Genomic DNA, 17,076 nt, shown 5'->3' with positions numbered 1-17,076 from the left:
CCGTGCCGGTCAGACCAGCGCGAGGCGCGCCCTCGCCGCCTGGTACTCGCGCTTGAGCCGCGCGACGAGCTGCGCCGCCGGCACCACCTCGCGCACCGCGCCGATACCCTGCCCGCTGCCCCAGATGTCCTTCCAGGCCTTGGCCGCGCCGCCGCCGAAGTTCATCTTGCTGGGGTCGCTCTCGGGCAGCTTGTCCGGGTCCAGGCCGGTTGCCACGACCGAGCCGCGCAGATAGTTGCCGTGCACGCCGGTGAAGAGGTTGCTGTAGACGATGTCGTCGCTGTTGCTGGCGACGATCATCTGTTTGTAGTCGTCACTGGCGCGCGCCTCTTCGGTCGCGATGAAGGCCGAGCCGATGTAGGCCAGGTCCGCACCGCAGGCCTGTGCTGCCAGCACGGCATCGCCCGATGCAATGGAACCCGACAGTGCCAGCGGGCCGTCGAACCACTCGCGGATTTCCTGGATCAGCGCGAACGGGCTCTTCACGCCCGCATGGCCGCCCGCACCGGCCGCCACGGCGATCAGGCCGTCGGCGCCCTTCTCGATGGCCTTCTTCGCGAACTTGTTGTTGATGACGTCGTGCAGCACGATGCCGCCCCAGGCGTGCACGGCCTGGTTCACGTCCTCGCGCGCACCCAGGCTGGTGATGACGATGGGCACCTTGTACTTGGCGCACACCGCCATGTCGTGCTCCAGGCGCTCGTTGCTCTTGTGCACGATCTGGTTGATCGCGAACGGCGCGGCCGGCTTGTCGGGGTTGGCCTTGTTGTAGGCCGCCAGCGTCTCGGTGATTTCGGACAGCCACTCGTCCAGCAGCTCGGCCGGGCGCGCGTTCAGCGCCGGCATGGAGCCGACGACGCCGGCCTTGCACTGCTCGATGACGAGCTTGGGGTTGCTAATGATGAACAGCGGCGAGCCGATGACGGGCAGCGGCAGGTTTTTCAGGATGTCGGGCAAAGCCAAGGTCGGTCTCCTCAGAAGGCGTCGAGTGCCAGTTCGGTCACGCTGTCGGCGCCGCCCACGACGGCCGCGCGCAGCGCACCGGTGCGCGGCAGGATGTGTTCAGCGTAGAAGCGCGCCGTCGTGATCTTGGCGTCCATGAAGGCCTTGTCAGTCGCCAACGCGTCTTCGGCCGCCAGCAGCGCGCGGGCCAGCTGCCAGCCGGCCACCAGATTGCCTGCCAGCATCAGGTAGGGCACCGAGCCGGCATAGGCCGCATTCGGCTTGGCCTTGGCCGAGGCCGCGATGAAGTCGACAACCGCCAGGTAGTCCTCGCGCGAGGCGCGCAGCGCCTTCAGCATGGCCTGGGCGGCGGCGCTGCTGCGCTGGGCCAGCTCGCCCTCGGTCAGCTCGATCTGGCCCGCCACCGCACGCGCCAGCTGGCCGCCGTCGCGTGCCGTCTTGCGGCCGACGAGGTCGTTGGCCTGGATGGCCGTCGTGCCTTCGTAGATGGTCAGGATCTTGGCGTCGCGGTAGTACTGGGCCGCGCCGGTCTCCTCGATGAAGCCCATGCCGCCATGCACCTGCACGCCGAGCGACGTGACCTCCAGGCTCATCTCGGTGCTGTAGCCCTTCACCAGCGGCACCATGAACTCGTAGAACGCGGCGTTCTGTTTGCGGGCGTCGGCATCGGGGTGATGGTGGGCGGCGTCAAACGCGGCGGCGGCCGTGCTGGCCATCGCGCGACAGCCCTCGGTCAGCGCGCGCATCATCATCAGCATGCGGCGCACATCGGGATGGTGAATGATCGCGGCGCTGCCGGGCTTGGAGCCGTCCACGGGGCGAGACTGCACGCGGTCCTTCGCGTAGCCCACGGCCTTCTGGTAGGCGCGGTCGGCGATACCGATGCCCTGCACGCCCACACCGTAGCGAGCCGCGTTCATCATGATGAACATGTACTCCAGGCCGCGGTTCTCTTCGCCAATCAGCTGACCGATGGCGCCGCCGTGGTCGCCGAACTGCAGCACCGCCGTCGGGCTGGCCTTGATGCCCATCTTGTGCTCGATGGACACGCAGTGCGCGTCGTTGCGCGCGCCCAGTGAGCCGTCGGCATTCACCAGGAACTTGGGCACCAGGAACAGGCTGATGCCTTTCACGCCCTCCGGCGCGCCGGCCACGCGGGCCAGCACGAGGTGGACGATGTTCTCGGCCATGTCGTGCTCACCGTAGGTGATGAAGATCTTGGTCCCAAAGATCTTGTAGGTGCCGTCGCCCTGCGGCTCGGCGCGCGTGCGCACCAGCGCCAGGTCCGAACCGGCCTGCGGCTCGGTCAGGTTCATCGTGCCAGTCCACGAGCCGTCCAGCAGCTTGGGGATGAAGACGGCCTTCTGCTCATCGCTGCCCGCAGTCAGCAGCGCCTCGACGGCGCCATCGGTCAGCAGCGGGCACAGCGCGAAGCTCATGTTGGCCGCCTGCAGCATCTCGTTGCAGGCCGCAGCGATGGTCTTGGGTGCGCCCTGGCCACCGAAGTCAGCCGGGTGCGACAGCCCCTGCCAGCCGCCCTCCGCGTAGGCGCGGAAGGCCTGCTTGAAGCCGGGCGTCGTCGTGACCTGGCCGTCCTTCCAGGACGACGGGTTCTTGTCACCCTCGAAGTTCAGCGGCGCGATGACGTCCTGCGTCAGCTTGGCGCATTCCTCCAGCACGGCACCGGCGGTGTCCAGGCCGAAGTCCGCGAAGGCGGGGACTTGTTGCGTCAGCGTGTCCAGCCCGGCGAGGTGCTGGATGTTGAAAAGCATGTCCTTGACGGGGGCTTGGTAACTCATTTGTTCCTCCTGGAGGCGACAAAAAGGGCGCCGCGACGTGTCGGTCGGGGCGCCCGGCAGTGACGGTTCGGTGGATTTACAGCTGGGACACCAGTTCCGGCACAGCCGTGAACAGGTCAGCTTCCAGGCCGTAGTCGGCCACCGAGAAGATCGGCGCTTCGGGGTCCTTGTTGATCGCGACGATCACCTTGGAGTCCTTCATGCCGGCCAAGTGCTGGATGGCGCCAGAGATGCCGGCCGCCACGTACAGCTGCGGCGCAACGATCTTGCCGGTCTGGCCGACCTGCCAGTCGTTGGGCGCGTAGCCAGCGTCCACCGCAGCGCGCGAGGCGCCCAGCGCGGCGCCCAGCTTGTCGGCCAGCGGTGTCAGCACTTCCATGAACTTCTCGTTCGAGCCCAGCGCGCGGCCACCCGACACGATGATCTTGGCGGCGGTCAGCTCGGGGCGGTCGCTCTTCGTCACCTCACGGCCGACGAAGCTGCTCTTGCCGGCGTCGGCAGCCGCTGCAGCGGCCTCCACGGCGGCCGAGCCACCGGTGGCGGCGGCAGGATCGAAGCCGGTCGTGCGCACGGTGATGACCTTGGTGGCATCGGCGCTCTGCACGGTCGCGATGGCGTTGCCGGCGTAGATCGGGCGCTCGAAGGTGTCGGCGCTGACGACCTTGGTGATGTCGCTGATCTGGCCCACGTCCAGCAACGCGGCGACGCGCGGCGCGACGTTCTTGCCCGAAGCGGTGGCGGGGAACAGGATGTGGCTGTAGCCGGCGGCCAGCGCCAGCACCTGCGCGGCGACGTTCTCGGCCAGGCCTTCGCCCAGCGCGGCGGCGTCGGCGTGCAGCACCTTGGCGACACCGGCGATCTGCGCGGCGGCCGCGGCGGCGGCGGCGGCGTTGTGGCCGGCCACCAGCACGTGCACGTCGCCACCCAGGGCGACCGCGGCGGTGACGGTGTTCAGCGTGGCGCCCTTGATGGAGGCGTTGTCGTGTTCGGCAATGACGAGTGCGGTCATGTCTTCAACTCCAGTGTTCTTGTCGGGGCGAGGCTCAGATGACCTTGGCTTCGGTCTTCAGCTTGGCGACGAGGGCGGCGACGTCGGCCACCTTCACACCAGCGCCACGCTTGGGCGGCTCGCTGACCTTCAGCGTTTTGATGCGCGGTGCCACGTCCACGCCCAGGTCGGCGGGCTTCACGGTTTCCAGCGGCTTCTTCTTTGCCTTCATGATGTTGGGCAGCGTCACATAGCGCGGCTCGTTCAGGCGCAGGTCGGTCGTCACCACGGCCGGCAGGCTCAGCGACACCGTCTCCAGACCGCCGTCCACCTCACGCGTCACGTTGACCTTGTCGCCGGCTACTTCCACCTTGGACGCGAACGTGCCTTGCGGCAGGCCCGCCAGCGCGGCCAGCATCTGGCCGGTCTGATTGCAGTCGTCGTCGATAGCCTGCTTGCCCAGGATCACCAGGCCCGGCTCCTCCTTGTCCACCAGCGCCTTCAGCAGCTTGGCGACGGCCAGCGGCTGCAGCTCGGCGTCGGTCTCGACGAGGATGGCGCGGTCGGCGCCGATGGCCATCGCCGTGCGCAGCGTTTCCTGGCACTGCGTGACGCCGCAGGACACTGCGATCACCTCGGTGACGGCGCCCTTCTCCTTCAGGCGCACAGCCTCTTCGACGGCGATTTCGTCGAAGGGGTTCATCGACATCTTGACGTTGGCGATATCAACGCCCGTGCCATCGCTCTTCACGCGCACCTTGACGTTGTAGTCCACGACACGTTTGACAGGGACCAAGACCTTCATCGAAAACTCCAGCTCGAATTGACGTAAACGTTAATCGGATTCTACGGGGCGCTCCGGGCGGAGCTGTGCAGAAAAAAGCACGATCGTTCGATTCTAGCCATGGCGCCGTCGGCGCCGAGACAAGTCTTTTTGGAGAGGTCTCTCGAATCCGTGAAGCTAGACTGCTTTTGCCCATGCAGACAGACTCCCCCGCACGCCGCGAGATCGGCGTTTTCGATTCCGGCGTCGGCGGCTTCACGGTGCTGCGCGAACTGCGCACGCTGATCCCCGGCGCCCGCCTGCGCTACCTGGCCGACACGGCCTACGCCCCCTACGGCCCCCGCACGCCGGACGACATCCGCGCCCGCAGCTTCGCCATCAGCGAGCACCTCGTCGCGCAGGGTGCCAGCCTCATCGTGATTGCCTGCAACACTGCGACGGCACACGCTATCGAGGCCTTGCGCGCCCGCTGGCCCGACCTGCCCTTCGTCGGCACCGAACCCGGCATCAAGCCCGCCGTTGCAGCCTCGCGCAACGGCCGCATCGGTCTGCTGGCCACGGCCGCCACGGCGGCCAGCGAACGGCTGCGCGCGCTGATTGAACGCCATGCCGGCGGCCGTGAAGTCATCGTCCAGGGCTGCCCGGGCGTCGTCGACCACATCGAAGCCGGCGACCTTGACAGCGCCGAACTGCGTGTGCTGGTCCAGCAGCACTGCGAGCCGCTGCGCTCGGCGGGCGTCGACACGGCGCTGCTGGGCTGCACACATTACCCGCTGATCGAGCCCCTGTGGCGTGAGGCGCTGGGCGCCGACGTGCAGCTGCTGCGCATCGAGACCGCTGTCGCGCGCCGGGCCGCGGACTTGTGGCAGCCAGACGCCGGACCGCCCACACTGCACATCGACACCAGCGGCGACCCGACCGCGCTGCACGGCTGGATAGAACACGTGCTGGGCTGGCACGAACCCGAGGTGCGCCGCTGGCCGGCCCCACGCTGAATTCGGCGCTCAAGTCGGCACCAAGACGGCCGATAGGCAACACATGAACATCGCCAATTCCGCCAGCGTCAGCGCCGTCGCGAACAGCGCCTCCAACGGCGAACCCGGCACCGTCCAGGCTGCCGCCAGCATGCTGATGCTCAAGCAGGCCATGCAGACGCAAGCCGAAGGCGCCGTCGCGCTGCTGAACGCCCTGCCCCAGCAGCCAGCTCTTGCCACACAGGGCAGTGTCGGCCGCCATGTGAACACGTTCGCCTGACACCGACCTCCCGGCCGGCTCAGCGCAACGATGGTGCCCAGGACGGGACTTGAACCCGTACGCCTGTTGAGGGCGGCGGATTTTAAGTCCGCTGCGTCTACCGATTTCGCCACCCGGGCCGCTGGCCGGATTATCTGCGGCCACACAAAAGAAAACGGGAGACTCGATTGCTCGAATCTCCCGTGAATTTGGAGCGGGTAACGAGGCTCGAACTCGTGACCTCAACCTTGGCAAGGTTGCGCTCTACCAACTGAGCTACACCCGCGCATTTCGCCTGATTTTGCGATCAAACATCGGTGCGACCGATTTTTAACTGGAGCGGGTAACGAGGCTCGAACTCGTGACCTCAACCTTGGCAAGGTTGCGCTCTACCAACTGAGCTACACCCGCTTGAGTGCTTTGGAGGCGCGACCCGGAGTCGAACCGGGCTAACCGGATTTGCAATCCGGGGCATAACCGATTTGCTATCGCGCCAAAAAAACCAAATCAAAGTCGTTGGTGCGACTTCGACGAAAAAGGGAAGCCGGGGCTTCCCTTTCTTAAAACTGGAGCGGGTAACGAGGCTCGAACTCGTGACCTCAACCTTGGCAAGGTTGCGCTCTACCAACTGAGCTACACCCGCATTGCGCCTGCTTTCGCCGGGCAATTTCGCTACATCTCTTCGATTGCTGTCAGCGATCTAGCGAAGCTGGAAGTTTAATCCAGTTTTAGGCCGGATTGCAAGCGAATCGCAATCTTTCAGTGCGGCACCGTCGCGCTCTTGGCGGCACCCTCTTCCGGCTTGGCCGCGGCCACGGGCACTTCCTCGTCGGGCAGCGGCGTCGGCACGGCTTCCAGGGCGACTTCCAGCACGCGCTCGATCCAGCGCACCGGCACGATCTCGAGCTGGTTCTTCACGTTCTCCGGAATGTCCTGCAGGTCCTTGACGTTCTCTTCCGGGATCATCACGGTCTTGATGCCGCCGCGGTGAGCCGCCAGCAGCTTCTCTTTCAGGCCACCGATGGCGGTGACTTCACCACGCAGCGTGATCTCGCCGGTCATCGCGACGTCGGCACGCACCGGGATGCCGGTCAGTGCAGACACAAAGGCAGTGGTCATGGCCGCACCCGCGCTCGGGCCGTCCTTTGGCGTGGCGCCATCGGGCACGTGGACGTGCACGTCACGCTTCTCGAAGACCTCGTCCTTGATGCCCAAGCGGCGGGCGCGCGAGCGCACCACTGTGCGGGCGGCCTCGACAGACTCCTTCATCACATCGCCCAGCGAACCGGTGCGGATGATGTTGCCCTTGCCCGGCATTGCCGTCGCCTCAATGGTCAGCAGATCGCCGCCCACCTCAGTCCACGCAAGGCCGACGACCTGGCCGACCTGGTTCTTCTTCTCGGCACGACCGAAGTCGTACTTGCGCACGCCGAGGAAGTCGTGGAGGTTGTCCTCCGTGACGACGACCTTACTGTCATAGGTCTTCAGCTGGATGCCCTTCACCACCTTGCGGCAGATCTTGGACATCTCGCGCTCGAGCGAACGCACGCCGGCTTCTCGCGTGTAGTAGCGGATCACGCCACGCACGGCCGACTCGGTGACTTCCAGTTCCTCGTCCAGCACGCCGTTGTTCTTGCGTTGCTTGGGCAGCAGATAGGTCTGGGCGATGTTGACCTTCTCGTCCTCGGTGTAGCCCGACAGGCGGATCACTTCCATCCGGTCCAGCAGCGCTGGCGGGATGTTCATCGAGTTCGACGTGGCAACGAACATCACGTCCGACAGGTCGAAGTCGACCTCGATGTAGTGGTCGCCGAAGGTGTGGTTCTGCTCGGGATCCAGCACCTCCAGCAGCGCCGACGACGGGTCGCCGCGGAAGTCCATGCCCAGCTTGTCGATCTCGTCGAGCAGGAACAGCGGATTGCGCGTGCCGACCTTGGTCAGCGACTGCAGCACCTTGCCCGGCATGGAGCCGATATAGGTGCGGCGGTGGCCGCGGATCTCGGCTTCATCGCGCACGCCGCCCAGCGCCATGCGGATGAACTTGCGGCCGGTGGCGCGCGCCACGCTCTGGCCGAGCGAGGTCTTGCCGACGCCCGGAGGGCCGACCAGGCACAGGATGGGCGCCTTGACCTTGTCGACGCGCTGCTGCACCGCGAGATATTCAAGGATGCGGTCCTTGACCTTCTCGAGGCCGTAGTGGTCTTCGTTCAACACGTCCTCGGCATTCTTGAGGTCGTGCTTGATCTTGGTCTTCTTGCTCCAGGGCAGGTTGACCAGCGTGTCGATGTAGTTGCGCACCACCGTGGCTTCGGCGGACATCGGCGACATCAACTTGAGCTTCTTTAGCTCGGCGTCGGCCTTCTTGCGCGCCTCCTTCGGCATCTTGGCGGCGAGGATCTTCTTTTCGAGCTCCTCCATGTCGGCGCCTTCTTCGCCGTCGCCGAGTTCCTTCTGGATGGCCTTGACCTGCTCGTTCAGGTAGTACTCGCGCTGGCTCTTCTCCATCTGGCGCTTGACGCGGCCACGGATGCGCTTTTCGACCTGCAGGATGTCGACTTCGTGCTCGAGCAGGTCGAGCAGCTTCTCCAGCCGCTTGGCCACATCGGCCAAGTCCAGCACGGCCTGCTTGGCGTCGAGCTTGAGCGGCAGGTGCGCGGCGATGGTGTCGGCCAGGCGGCCGGGATCGTCGATGCCGCCGATGGACGTGAGGATCTCGGGCGGGATCTTCTTGTTGAGCTTGACGTACTGATCGAACTGCTGCGTGACTGCACGGCGCAGGGCTTCGACTTCAGGGGCGTGCTCGGTCTCGGGCGGGATGGGCGTGACTTCGGCAACGAAGTGCTCTCCCGGCTCGGTGATCGAGCTGGTGGTGGCGCGCTGCAGGCCTTCGACGAGCACCTTCACGGTGCCGTCGGGCAGCTTCAGCATCTGCAGGATGCTGGAGACGCAGCCGACCTCGAACATGTCTTCGGGCTTGGGCTCGTCCTTGCCGGCGGCCTTTTGGGCCACCAGCATGATCTGGCGGCCGGCTTCCATCGCGGCTTCCAGCGCCTTGATGGACTTGGGGCGCCCGACGAACAGCGGGATGACCATGTGCGGGAACACGACCACATCACGCAGCGGCAGCAGCGGCAGCGTGATCGGGTCGGCGGGGAGGATGGGGTGTCCGGACATGAAGACCTCTCTTTCTCAGGCCGATGTGCGGCCTGAGGGGGCGATTGCAAGTTGAGGGCTTGGTGCGGTTTACGCGCTGGCCTTCTGTTCGCGGTAAACCAGCAAGGGACGTGCCGACGCGTCCTCGATGTTGTGCTCGTCCAGCACGACCTTCTCGACGCCTTCCAGCGCCGGCAGGTCGAACATGGTGTCGATCAGCGACTGCTCCATGATGGAGCGCAGGCCGCGCGCACCGGTCTTGCGCGCCAACGCCTTGCGGGCGATGGCGGCGAGGGCTGGCTTGCGGATTTCGAGCTCGACGCCGTCCATCTCGAACAGCTGCTGATACTGCTTGACCAGCGCGTTCTTGGGCTCGGTGAGGATCTGCACCAGCGCGTCTTCGGTCAGCTCGCCGAGTGTGGCGACGACAGGCAGGCGGCCGACGAGTTCGGGGATGAGGCCGAACTTGATGATGTCCTCGGGCTCGCACTGGCGGAAGACCTCGCCTACCTTCTTGTCGGACTTGCTCTTCACGGTCGCGCCGAAGCCGATGCCGGACTTCTCGCTGCGGTTCTGGATGACCTTTTCCAGGCCGTCGAACGCACCGCCGCAGATGAACAGGATGTTGGTCGTGTCGATCTGCAGGAAGTCCTGGTTCGGATGCTTGCGGCCGCCCTGCGGCGGCACCGAGGCCATCGTGCCTTCGACGAGCTTGAGCAGCGCCTGCTGCACGCCTTCGCCGGACACGTCGCGCGTGATGGACGGGTTGTCGGCCTTGCGCGAGATCTTGTCGATCTCGTCGATGTAGACGATGCCGCGCTGCGCACGCTCGACGTCGTAATTGCAGTTCTGCAGCAGCTTCTGGATGATGTTCTCGACGTCCTCGCCGACGTAGCCGGCTTCGGTCAACGTCGTCGCATCGGCGATCACGAAGGGCACGTTCAGCAGACGCGCCAGCGTCTGTGCCAGCAGCGTCTTGCCGGAGCCGGTGGGGCCGATCAAGAGGATGTTGCTCTTGGACAGCTCGACCGATTCCTTGGCCGTCGCCATGTGGCGCAGGCGCTTGTAGTGGTTGTAGACGGCCACGGCCAGCGTGCGCTTGGCGACGTCCTGCCCGATGACGTACTGGTCCAGGCTGGACTTGATCTCGCTGGGCACGGGCAGGTCGGACTTGCCGGCGCGCGCTGCGGGAGCCGGCGCGGGGATCTCGTCACGGACGATGTCATTGCACAGCTCGATGCACTCGTCGCAGATGAAGACGGACGGGCCGGCGATCAGCTTCTTGACCTCGTGCTGGCTCTTGCCGCAGAAGGAGCAGTACAGAACTTTCTCGCTGGAGGTGCCTTTTTTCTCGGCCATGAAACTGCTCAATGAGAGGCGGAATGCCTCGAATGATGATAGTCCAAACGATCTCGGGACCCTTGTGGGGATAAGGGTCCCGATTTCGCTGTGATTCCGGAGGCCGGCGACGGCCCTTCAGGACTCAGGGGCGATGTTCCAGCACCTGGTCGATCAGGCCGTAGGTCTGCGCCTCGGCGGCGGACATGAAGTAGTCGCGTTCGGTGTCCGACTGGATTTTCTCCAGCGTCTGGCCCGTGCGCTCGGCCAGGATGCGGTTCAGCGCCTCGCGAGTCTTCAGGATTTCACGCGCATGGATCTCGATGTCGGTCGCCTGGCCCTGTGCGCCACCCAGCGGCTGGTGGATCATGACCTTGGCGTTGGGCAGCGAGAAGCGCTTGCCCTTGGCACCGGCCGACAGCAGGAAGGCGCCCATGCTGGCTGCCATGCCCATGCACAGCGTCGACACCTCAGGCTTGATGAAGTTCATCGTGTCGTAGATCGACATGCCGGCCGATACGCTGCCGCCGGGGCTGTTGATGTACAGCGAGATCTCCTTGTCGGGGTTCTCGCTCTCCAGGAACAGCAGTTGCGCGACGACGAGGTTGGCGACGGCGTCGTTGACGGGGCCGACCAGGAAGATGATGCGCTCGCGCAGCAGGCGCGAGTAGATGTCGTAGGCGCGCTCACCGCGACCCGACTGTTCGATGACCATGGGCACCATGCCCAGGTTGCTGGTTTCAAGCGCGCTCATTCAGATCCTTGGAAATCAATACGTCCTGTTATGGGGGCAGATTATGGCCACGCAAGAAAGAAGGCGCCGGGCCTTGCGGCGCGGCGCCTCATCTGAGGTGTGGCTTCTTAGTTGCCCTGGGCCATCAGCTCGTCGAACGGCAGAGCCTTGTCGGTGACCTTGGCGGTCGCCAGCACGAAGTCCGTGACGTTGTTCTCGACGACGACGGCTTCCACTTCGGCCATGCGCTCGCGGTCGCTCAGGTACCAGCGCATCACTTCGGCGGGCTTCTCGTAGCTCTGCGACAGCTCTTCGATGTGCGACTGCAGCTGGGCCGGCTTGGCCTGCAGGTTGTTGGCGCGCACCAGTTCGGCCACCACCAGGCCCAGGCGCACGCGGCGCTCGGCTTGCGGCTTGAAGATGTCGGCGGGGATCTCGGCCTTGTCGGCATCCTTCACACCACGCTTCTTCAGGTCCTCACGGGCCTGGCCAACCATGCGCTCGGCCTCGCCCTGCACCAGCGCATTGGGCACGTCCAGCTCGGACACAGCCACCAGCGCGTCCATGACGGCGCCCTTGTTGCGGGCCAGCACGCGGAACTTCACCTCGCGCTCGAGGTTCTTCTTGATGTCGGCGCGCAGGGCTTCGACGGTCGCATCCTTGATGCCCAGAGACTTGGCGAACGCCTCGTTCACTTCGGGCAGGTGCTGGGCTTCGATCTTCTTGACGGTGACGAGGAAGTCGGCCTCCTTGCCGGCCACGTCCTTGCCGTGGTAATCCTCGGGGAACTGCAGCGGAAAGGTCTTGCTCTCGCCGGCCTTCATGCCGCGCACGGCGGCGTCGAACTGCTCCAGCATCTGGCCTTCGCCAACCAGGAACTGGAAGCCTTCGGCCTTGCCGCCCTGGAAGGGCTCGCCGTCGATCTTGCCTTCGAAGTCAATGGTCACGCGGTCACCGGCGGCGGCCACGTCGGCGGCGGCGCGCTGGGCAAAGCTGCGACGCTGCTTGCGCAGGATCTCGACAGTCTTGTCGATGGCTTCCTCGGTCACGTCACTGGTGACGCGCTCGACGTCAGCCGCAGCCAGATCGCCGATCTTGACGTCGGGATAGACCTCGAACGTGGCGTCGAAGGCCATCTGGCCCTCGGGCGCTTCGTTCTTCTGCTCGATGCGCGGCATGCCGGCGACGCGCAGCTGCGCTTCGTTGGCGGCGCTGTTAAAGGCGGCGCCGAGCTTGTCGTTGACGACTTCGTACTGCACCGAGTAGCCGTAGCGCTGGGCGACGACATTCATCGGCACCTTGCCGGGGCGGAAGCCGTCGGCCTTGACGGTGCGGGCCAGCTTCTTCAGCCGGGCTTCGACTTCGCTGTTGATCTCAGCGGCCGCCACGTGCAGGGTGATGCGGCGTTCCAGCTTTTCGAGGGTTTCGACGGTGACGGCCATGTTGGACTCGGGAACAGTTGAAGGACAGTGGTGCGCGGGGCCGGACTCGAACCGGCACGCCCGTGAAGGCGTCAGGACCTAAACCTGGTGCGTCTACCAATTTCGCCACCCGCGCAACGGGTTGGTTCTGGATGGGCTGCCCGTCTTTTCAGACGCCGGCAACCCTTCAAACACGATTCGGGCGATTCGGCAAACCGGCGATTGTAGCGACCCCGCAAGGTTTGGCCGCCGCCCCGGCGTGCGGGGCGGCAAAACCCTAAGGTGCGCGCGGCGTCAGGCCTCGGCAGGCAGCTCGCTGTGCAGGCGGCTGTGCTCTTCCTCGGCAGGCCGCACGACGCGGAACCAGGCCGCGTACATGGCCGGCAGCGCCAGCAGCGTCAGCACGGTGGCGACGATGAGGCCGCCCATGATGGCCACGGCCATCGGCCCCCAGAACACGCTGCGCGACAGCGGGATCATGGCCAGCACGGCCGCTGCGGCCGTCAGCACGATCGGGCGGAAGCGCCGCACCGCCGACTCGACGATGGCCGACCAGTCTGGCACGCCGCGGGCACGGTCCTGCTCGATCTGGTCGATGAGGATGACGGAGTTGCGCATGATCATGCCCATCAGCGCAACAACGCCCAGCAGCGCGACGAAGCCGAACGGCCGGTTCAGCACCAGCAGCGCCATCGCCACGCCGGCAATGCCAAGCGGCCCAGTCAGGAAGACCAGCATCGCGCGGCTGAAGCTCTGCAGCTGCAGCATCAGCAGCGTGAAGGTGATGAACAGCATCACCGGCACGCCCGCCGCGATGGAGCCCTGGCCCTTGCTGCTTTCCTCGACGGCGCCCGCAATGGCAATGCCATAACCGGTGGGCATCTGCTTGCGCAGCTCGTCCAGTTGGGGCCAGACCTCCTTCGTCACGGTGGCGCCCTGCAGCCCTTCGGCCACGTCGCCCTGCACGGTGACGGCGTACTGGCGGCCCTCGCGCCACATGACGCCGGGCTCCCAGTCGAACTCGATCCGGGCGATCTGCGTCAGCGGGATCGCCCGGCCGGTGCTCGTGGGCACGTAGGCGTTGCCGATGTCGGTGATGACGGCGCGTTCGTCAGCCGGCTGGCGCAGCACGATGTCGATGAGCTTGTCGGCCTCGCGGTACTGGCCGACGGTGGTGCCCGACAGCAGCGTGCGCGCCGACTGCGCCAGACTCTGGCTCGTGACGCCCAGCGCCCGCGCCTTGTCCTGGTCAACGTTCAGGCGCAGCGTCTTGACGTTCTCGTTCCAGTTGTCGTTGACGCCGCGCATGTTGGGGCTGGCGCGCAGGATGTCCTTGGCCTTGTCGGCCCACTCGCGCACAACCTTGGGATCGGCGCCCGTGACGCGAAACTGCACCGGGTAGGGCACCGGCGGGCCGTTGGGCAGCAGCTTCACGCGGCCGCGTGCCTCGGGGAACTCCTCAGCCAGCACGGCGGGCAGACGCTTGCGCAGTTCTTCGCGTTCCTCCAGGCCCTTGGGCAGCAGGATGGACTGCGTCACATTGGAGGCCGGGAAGATGGTGTCCAGCGGCAGGTAGAAGCGCGGCACGCCCGAGCCCACCCAGCTCGTCACCGAGGCCATGCCCGGCTCTTTCAGCATGCGCGCCTCGAAGCGCTTGGCCAGCGCCTTGGTCTCCTGGATGGTGGCGCCCTCGGGCAACGTCAGGTCGACGAGGATCTCGGGGCGGCTGGAGTCAGGGAAGAACTGCTGCTGCACGCGCGTCATGCCGAACAGCCCCAGGCCGAAGACCAGCAGCGTGATCGCGATGGTCGTCCAGCGGTTCTCCACGCACCAGCGCACCAGGCTGCGGAAGCGGTTGTAGAACGGTGTGTCGAACAGCTCGTGCACCTCGCCGTCGGCCGAGGGCTTGCTCTTCAGCAGCAAGGCGCCCAGATAAGGCACGAAGTACACCGACGCCACCCACGAGACGACCAGCGCTGCGGCCGTCACCGCGAAGATCGCGAACGTGTACTCGCCGGTGGTCGACTTCGCCAGCCCGATGGGCAGGAAGCCCACCGCCGTGATCAGCGTGCCGGTCAGCATGGGCATGGCCGTCACGTCGTAGGCGAACGTGGCGGCGTGCATCTTGTCGTAGCCCTCTTCGAGCTTGCGCACCATCATCTCGACGGCAATGATGGCGTCGTCCACCAGCAGGCCCAGCGCGATGATCAGCGAGCCCAGCGAGATCTTGTGCAGGCCCACGCCCCAATAGAACATGGCCACGAACGTGATGGCCAGCACCAGTGGGATAGTGATGCCGACCACCAGGCCCGGCCAGATGTCGATGCGGAACCCGCCGCCCGCCTTCTTGTGCAGGCCCAGCGACAGGAAGCTGACCGCCAGCACGATGACGACGGCCTCGATCAACACGTGGACGAACTCGCTCACCGAGGTCGTGACCGCCTTGGGCTGGTCCTGGATCTGCGCCAGCTGGATGCCGGCCGGCAGGTCCCGCTCGATGGCCTTGGTCGCCACTCCCAGCGCCTTGCCCATCGCGATGATGTCGCCGCCCTTGGCCATGGAGACGCCCAGCGCCAGCACGTCGCGGCCCTGGTAGCGCACGGTCGTGGTGGGCGGGTCGACATACTCGCGCTTGATGGCGGCGATGTCGCCCAGGCGCAGCTGGCTGGCCGCGCCGGTCTGCGGGTTGACCGCGCGGATGGGCACGTCGGCCAACGCCTGCACCGACGTGAACTGGCCCTGCACGCGGATCTGGAAATTCGCGCTGCCCGCGTTCATGACGCCGGCGCCCTCCACCGCGTTCTGCGTGCCGATCTGGTTGATAACCTGGCCGAAATCCAGGCCCAACTGCGCCAGGCGCTTCTGCGACACCTCGATGAACAGCTTCTCGGGCTGGATGCCGTAGATCTCGACCTTGGCCACGTCCTTGACCTGCAGCAGCGCCTGGCGCACGCGGTCGGCGTGCTCGCGCAGCTCCTCACGGCTGAAGCCATCGGCGGAGAGCGCGTAGATGGAGCCGTAGACGTCACCGAACTCGTCGTTGAAGAACGGGCCGATGACGCCCTGCGGCAGCGTCAGCCGCATGTCGCCCACCTTCTTGCGCACCTGGTACCAGATGCCGGCCACCTCGGCGGGCGGCGTGCTGTCCTTGAGCTGGAAGATGGTGATGGACTCGCCGGGCTTGGTGGACGAGCGGATCTTGTCCGCGTAGTTCACCTCCTGCAGCGTCTTCTCGATCTTGTCGGTGACCTGGTCGGCCATCTGCTGCGCCGTCGCACCCGGCCAGAAGGCCTGCACGATCATGACGCGGAAGGTGAACGGCGGGTCCTCGTCCTGGCCCAGCTGGAAGTAGGCCGCGAAGCCCATCAGCATCAGCACCACCATCAGGTAGCGCGTCAGCGCCGGGTGCTCCAGCGCCCAGCGGGAGATGTTGAAGCGGTCGCCCAGCGCGGGCTTGTTCGGCGGAATGTTCATGCGCGGGCCCGGCTCAGCGAGCGGCGGCCGGGGCAGCCGGCTGCGGGGCGGCGCTGCGGGGCGGCACGTAGCGCTTGACCTTCTGGCCCGGAGTCAGCACATGCACGCCGGCCACGACGACCTCCTGGCCGGCGCTGAGGCCGCTGGCGACCACCACCTCGTTGCCATCCGCGCCGCCCACCTGCACCGCCACCGGCTTGACCGTCATCGTCGCGCCGTCCAGCACCCACACCGAGGTCTTGCCCGACTGCTGCAGCACGGCCGTCAGCGGCAGCTTGATGATGTTGGCCGTCTGCGGCAGATCCAGCACGACGGTGGCCGTCTGCCCGGGCTTCACGTCCAGCTTGCCGGCGTCGGCCTTGATGAGGAAGGTGCGCGTCACCGGGTCGGCCGCTGCCGCCACCTCGCGCAGCTTCAGTGGCGACGTCGTCTCGCTGCCCCACAGCCGCAACTGCAGCGCCCCGGGCTGGCTGGCCGCAGCCCGTACACGGCCGATCTGGTCCTCGGGCACCGAGAAGACGATGTCGCGCGGGCCGTCCAACGCCACGCTGACCACCGGCGTGCCGGCCGCCAGCACCTGGCCGGGCTCGGCGCTGATACCCGTGACGACACCCGCCCCGTCGGCCAGCAACTGCGCATAGGCGGCCTGGTTGGCCTGCACGTCGGCCTGCGCCTTGGCCTGCTCCAGATGCGCCTGAGCGGCCTTGAAGGCCGAGTCGCGGCGCTCCAGCTCGGCCGCGCTGATGAAGCCTTGACGCTGCAGGTCAACGAAACGCTTGTAGTCCGCGCCCAGCTGGTCACGGTTGGTGCGAGCAGCGGCCACACCGGCGGCGGCGGCCGCCTGGGCCAGCTTCAGGTCCTGCGCGTCGATGCGGGCCAGCAGCTGACCCGCCTTCACGGTATCGCCCAGGTTCACGTCGCGGCTCAGCAGCTTGCCGCTGACGCGGAACGACAGCCGCGACTCGACCCGCGCCCGCACCTCGGCCGCATACTGATGGCTGGCACTCGCCGAGCCCGTGCTGACCAGTTGGGTGCGCACCGCACGCTCCGGTTCGGGAGCCGCAGCCTGCTTGCCGCAGGCCGAGAGCAGTGCCGCCAACAGCAGGGGCGGCGCGAGACGCAGGAGATGGGACATGCAGACCTCGGCAAGATGGGACGGCCGGCTCGAAAATTTAATGACCGGCGGGTCA

Annotated in this window: 12 protein-coding genes and 6 tRNA genes; 2 read left to right on the top strand and 16 right to left on the bottom strand. The window is 66.3% G+C overall.

Features of this window, described 5'->3' with window-relative positions:
- Positions 1 to 9: 9 nt before the first annotated feature.
- The 4 genes from ACG0Z3_RS09460 to ACG0Z3_RS09445 all read right to left on the bottom strand — a co-directional run bounded on the left by ACG0Z3_RS09460 (position 10) and on the right by ACG0Z3_RS09445 (position 4,555).
- Complete coding sequence (locus ACG0Z3_RS09460) at positions 10 to 963, bottom strand: NAD(P)H-dependent flavin oxidoreductase (RefSeq protein ID WP_394397107.1); 954 nt, start codon at positions 961 to 963, stop codon at positions 10 to 12.
- An 11-nt stretch (positions 964 to 974) separates the two neighbouring features.
- Positions 975 to 2,762 carry an acyl-CoA dehydrogenase gene (locus tag ACG0Z3_RS09455; protein ID WP_394397106.1) on the bottom strand — a complete coding sequence of 596 codons (1,788 nt, stop codon included), beginning with the start codon at positions 2,760 to 2,762 and terminating at the stop codon, positions 975 to 977.
- Between the two features lie 76 nt (positions 2,763 to 2,838).
- A complete protein-coding gene (locus tag ACG0Z3_RS09450) occupies positions 2,839 to 3,771 on the bottom strand; it encodes an electron transfer flavoprotein subunit alpha/FixB family protein (RefSeq protein ID WP_394397104.1) in 933 nt (310 codons plus the stop codon).
- A 34-nt stretch (positions 3,772 to 3,805) separates the two neighbouring features.
- A complete protein-coding gene (locus tag ACG0Z3_RS09445; protein ID WP_394397102.1) occupies positions 3,806 to 4,555 on the bottom strand; it encodes an electron transfer flavoprotein subunit beta/FixA family protein in 750 nt (249 codons plus the stop codon).
- A gap of 173 nt (positions 4,556 to 4,728) precedes the next feature.
- Between ACG0Z3_RS09445 and murI the strand changes: the two genes are divergently transcribed.
- Both murI and ACG0Z3_RS09435 read left to right on the top strand, forming a co-directional pair.
- Positions 4,729 to 5,529: a glutamate racemase gene (murI, locus tag ACG0Z3_RS09440; RefSeq protein WP_394397101.1), complete on the top strand. Its 801-nt coding sequence runs from the start codon at positions 4,729 to 4,731 to the stop codon at positions 5,527 to 5,529.
- Positions 5,530 to 5,572: 43 nt separating this feature from the next.
- Complete coding sequence (locus ACG0Z3_RS09435) at positions 5,573 to 5,788, top strand: putative motility protein (protein WP_394397100.1); 216 nt, start codon at positions 5,573 to 5,575, stop codon at positions 5,786 to 5,788.
- A gap of 31 nt (positions 5,789 to 5,819) precedes the next feature.
- Here the strand turns inward: ACG0Z3_RS09435 and ACG0Z3_RS09430 are convergent.
- The 12 genes from ACG0Z3_RS09430 to ACG0Z3_RS09375 form a co-directional block, all read right to left on the bottom strand.
- Positions 5,820 to 5,907, bottom strand: a tRNA-Leu gene (locus ACG0Z3_RS09430).
- Positions 5,908 to 5,977: 70 nt separating this feature from the next.
- A tRNA-Gly gene (locus tag ACG0Z3_RS09425) sits at positions 5,978 to 6,053 on the bottom strand.
- 49 nt (positions 6,054 to 6,102) lie between these two features.
- A tRNA-Gly gene (locus tag ACG0Z3_RS09420) sits at positions 6,103 to 6,178 on the bottom strand.
- A 10-nt stretch (positions 6,179 to 6,188) separates the two neighbouring features.
- A tRNA-Cys gene (locus ACG0Z3_RS09415) sits at positions 6,189 to 6,262 on the bottom strand.
- 72 nt (positions 6,263 to 6,334) lie between these two features.
- Positions 6,335 to 6,410: transfer RNA gene (locus ACG0Z3_RS09410), tRNA-Gly, on the bottom strand.
- A 116-nt stretch (positions 6,411 to 6,526) separates the two neighbouring features.
- The gene (lon, locus tag ACG0Z3_RS09405) at positions 6,527 to 8,941 is read right to left on the bottom strand and encodes an endopeptidase La (protein WP_394397099.1); all 2,415 of its coding nucleotides are present in this window, start codon (positions 8,939 to 8,941) and stop codon (positions 6,527 to 6,529) included.
- Positions 8,942 to 9,010: 69 nt separating this feature from the next.
- Positions 9,011 to 10,279 (bottom strand): ATP-dependent Clp protease ATP-binding subunit ClpX, encoded by a 1,269-nt coding sequence (gene clpX / locus ACG0Z3_RS09400; protein WP_394397098.1) that lies wholly within the window; start codon positions 10,277 to 10,279, stop codon positions 9,011 to 9,013.
- Positions 10,280 to 10,403: 124 nt separating this feature from the next.
- Positions 10,404 to 11,012, bottom strand: a complete 609-nt coding sequence (gene clpP, locus ACG0Z3_RS09395) for an ATP-dependent Clp endopeptidase proteolytic subunit ClpP (protein ID WP_394397096.1) — start codon at positions 11,010 to 11,012, stop codon at positions 10,404 to 10,406.
- Between the two features lie 107 nt (positions 11,013 to 11,119).
- Positions 11,120 to 12,433, bottom strand: a complete 1,314-nt coding sequence (gene tig / locus ACG0Z3_RS09390; protein WP_394397094.1) for a trigger factor — start codon at positions 12,431 to 12,433, stop codon at positions 11,120 to 11,122.
- 28 nt (positions 12,434 to 12,461) lie between these two features.
- Positions 12,462 to 12,548 (bottom strand) — tRNA-Leu (locus ACG0Z3_RS09385).
- A 158-nt stretch (positions 12,549 to 12,706) separates the two neighbouring features.
- Entirely contained in the window at positions 12,707 to 15,886 is a 3,180-nt protein-coding gene (locus ACG0Z3_RS09380; RefSeq protein WP_394397093.1) for an efflux RND transporter permease subunit, read from the bottom strand.
- A gap of 13 nt (positions 15,887 to 15,899) precedes the next feature.
- Positions 15,900 to 17,021, bottom strand: coding sequence for an efflux RND transporter periplasmic adaptor subunit (locus tag ACG0Z3_RS09375; RefSeq protein WP_394397092.1), 1,122 nt, complete (start codon positions 17,019 to 17,021; stop codon positions 15,900 to 15,902).
- Positions 17,022 to 17,076: the final 55 nt, after the last annotated feature.

Source organism: Pelomonas margarita, assembly GCF_043555875.1.
Classification (GTDB): domain Bacteria; phylum Pseudomonadota; class Gammaproteobacteria; order Burkholderiales; family Burkholderiaceae_C; genus Pelomonas; species Pelomonas margarita.
Note: the sequence above shows the minus strand (reverse complement) of the source record. Positions and strands in the feature narration are given on the sequence as shown.